This window comes from Marinobacter sp. F3R08 (assembly GCF_018860425.1).
Lineage (GTDB): Bacteria > Pseudomonadota > Gammaproteobacteria > Pseudomonadales > Oleiphilaceae > Marinobacter.
Genome location: NZ_JAHKPI010000010.1, coordinates 1 through 2,375, shown reverse-complemented (window position 1 = coordinate 2,375; position 2,375 = coordinate 1). Strand labels below are relative to the sequence as shown.

3 protein-coding genes are annotated in these 2,375 nt (G+C 44.3%); all 3 read left to right on the top strand.

From position 1 onward, the window contains the following. Positions 1-386 precede the first annotated feature (386 nt). Genes KO499_RS03040 through KO499_RS03030 form a run of 3 tightly spaced genes read left to right on the top strand, consistent with a single transcriptional unit; the run spans position 387 to position 2,210 of the window. On the top strand, positions 387-1,001 hold the full coding sequence (locus tag KO499_RS03040; protein WP_012774857.1) for a transglycosylase SLT domain-containing protein: 615 nt from the start codon (positions 387-389) through the stop codon (positions 999-1,001). A 10-nt stretch (positions 1,002-1,011) separates the two neighbouring features. Beyond that, on the top strand, positions 1,012-1,740 hold the full coding sequence (locus KO499_RS03035) for a TraX family protein (RefSeq protein WP_165761827.1): 729 nt from the start codon (positions 1,012-1,014) through the stop codon (positions 1,738-1,740). A gap of 17 nt (positions 1,741-1,757) precedes the next feature. Continuing rightward, positions 1,758-2,210 carry an OmpA family protein gene (locus KO499_RS03030; protein WP_012774859.1) on the top strand — a complete coding sequence of 151 codons (453 nt, stop codon included), beginning with the start codon at positions 1,758-1,760 and terminating at the stop codon, positions 2,208-2,210. Positions 2,211-2,375: the final 165 nt, after the last annotated feature.

Genomic DNA, 2,375 nt, shown 5'->3' with positions numbered 1-2,375 from the left:
CTCCCTTCGGGCTTTCCTGGTGGTTGCGGTGCTGCGAAAAGTGCCATGAAAAAACGCATTAAGAAACTCAAGCCTCCGCTACCAAGCTTTACTTCATGTGCTGTAAATCCACCATCAGGAAGTGGTAGCCATATGTCTTCACAGCATGGATACGCAGCGTTTATTCCATCGCACCAAGTTTGTTCACAGTACCGCTATGGGGGTGACAGGAGGCGTTGTGTGAGCTGGGAAACTATACCGGACCAGTACATCAAAGGGACCCGTTGTCGACGTGATAGGGATGGTTATAGAACCCCCAAAGGTTGTACTAGAACTGAACGATTCGCTGAGGTTTATATAGAAAATGAGTTGGCTGGGCCGACTTACTACTGGTAAGGAAATACGTCATGTTACCGTTTATTGCAGATATGCCACCTTTAGAACAAGAGCGCGTTGTGTGCTCAATTTCAGCAGCTGCCAAATATGAAGTACCAGCCAACATTGTTTTGGCCGTGGCCGAAAAAGAATCAGGTAAACCAGGGCAATGGGTTAAAAACTCAAACGGTACGCATGACGTTGGTTTTATGCAGTTTAATACAGCTTATTTACGCGATCTTAAAAAGTATGGCATTACCGCAGAGCATGTAGCAGCGTCCGGCTGCTACCCTTTCGATCTCGCAGCATGGCGACTTCGCGGGCATATCCTAAAAGATTCAGGGGACCTTTGGACTAGAGCGGCTAACTACCATTCACGGACGCCAAAATACAATCAAATTTATCGTGCTGACTTGATGAAAAAAGCGATCAAGTGGGCTGATTGGCTGGATGAAAACTTTACCACTGTTGATGTGACAGCTCAGGGGGGTAAAACCCCAAGTGATAGCAACAAGATGCGCAAAGTATTGGAAGAAGCGGCAAAAATAGAAGTCAAATATAACCGTTCTGAACGCCAAGAAAAGAAGGGGACAGTTAACGCTTTAAAAGCTAAAGGTTATGTCCCTAGAACAATCTCGTTTAATTAGAGGTAGCGTAATGAATAGCCCAACAGTGAGCGCAAAAGCAGCGTTAACCATGCCTAAAATCATCATTTCGAACGGCACAATTGAAGGTTTGAAATTACTCGCCCTTATTTTGATGACTGGCGATCATGTTAATAAATACCTGTTCAATGGCACCTTACCTTATTTATTTGAAGCGGGACGATTGGCAATGCCAATATTTGTCTTTGTCCTGGCGTATAACCTCGCTCGACCAGGACAATTAGAATCCGGCGTATATGGCCGGACAATGAAACGTCTCGCTACATTTGGCATTATCGCTTCTGTTCCGTTCATGGCATTAGGGACCGTTTACGGGGGTTGGTGGCCGCTAAATATTCTCTTTACACTTTTAGCTATTACGGCCACTACATATTTCATCGAGAAAAAGCAGTTTTTCTTTGCCTTCTTAGTGTTCGTAAATGCAGGAACTGTGGTCGAATTTTGGTGGCCTGCCATGTTATTCGGGGTGGCAGTGTGGTCCTATTTAAAACAACCTTCTATTTATACAGCAGGGGTAGCAGTCCTGGCATGTGCTGCCCTTGGTGTTATCAATGGCAATATGTGGGCGCTGGCCGCATTACCAATCCTGGTTAGCTCCACAATGTTTGATCTTAAAGTTCCTCGTACTCGTTGGTTTTTTTACGTTTTTTATCCGTTACACCTCGGCGCCCTTTGGCTTATCAGAATCCCAATGAGTAATGCCGGTTATTTATTTTTTTGATTTTGGAGTATCGAGTTATGCGCAAATCAATTTGCACTTTTTTAGCTCTCAGCTGTTTAGCTTTCACTGTCCCTGCAATGTCAGGAACAAACGACTACAACAATTACAACAACAATAACGCAATGCGTGAAGTTGTATCGAGAACGGTATCTGTATCGTTCGGGGAAAGTAGCACCAGGTTTCGTCCTGGGCCTGTTGCGAAGGTAATGCTAGAAACGGCTCTTGATGCCTCAATGATCACAATCAACGGTAGAACAAGCACTAACAAGCCAAGTAAACGAGACGAAAACCTAGCGCTTGCAAGAGCGGTTTCAGCTCGAAATTATCTAGTTGCTCAAGGTGTATCACCGCTGAAAATCATGATCAACTACGTTTCAGCTGATGACTATTTAACAGAAAACTGGACGCCAGAAGGAAGACGTATCAACCAGCGCGTCGATATAGAAATGATTTATGTCCCTACCTACTAACTAAAGAGAGGTGTTTACTATGTCTGCCTTAAAGGAAACAAAAGAACTGTTATCAATTGTCAGCAACCAGAAGGGGGTCATCCCAGGATGGATGTGCAAAGACGCTTCTAAAAAGCTCGATGGTGACAAACCTAATACAGAACGCGCCGAAGCGATCATTAAAAA

Excerpts from the sequence above, each read along its gene's own strand:
- KO499_RS03035 (WP_165761827.1), top strand. The coding sequence starts at position 1,012 with ATGAATAGCCCAACAGTGAGCGCAAAAGCAGCGTTAACCATGCCTAAA.
- KO499_RS03040 (WP_012774857.1), top strand. The coding sequence starts at position 387 with ATGTTACCGTTTATTGCAGATATGCCACCTTTAGAACAAGAGCGCGTT.
- KO499_RS03030 (WP_012774859.1), top strand. The coding sequence starts at position 1,758 with ATGCGCAAATCAATTTGCACTTTTTTAGCTCTCAGCTGTTTAGCTTTC.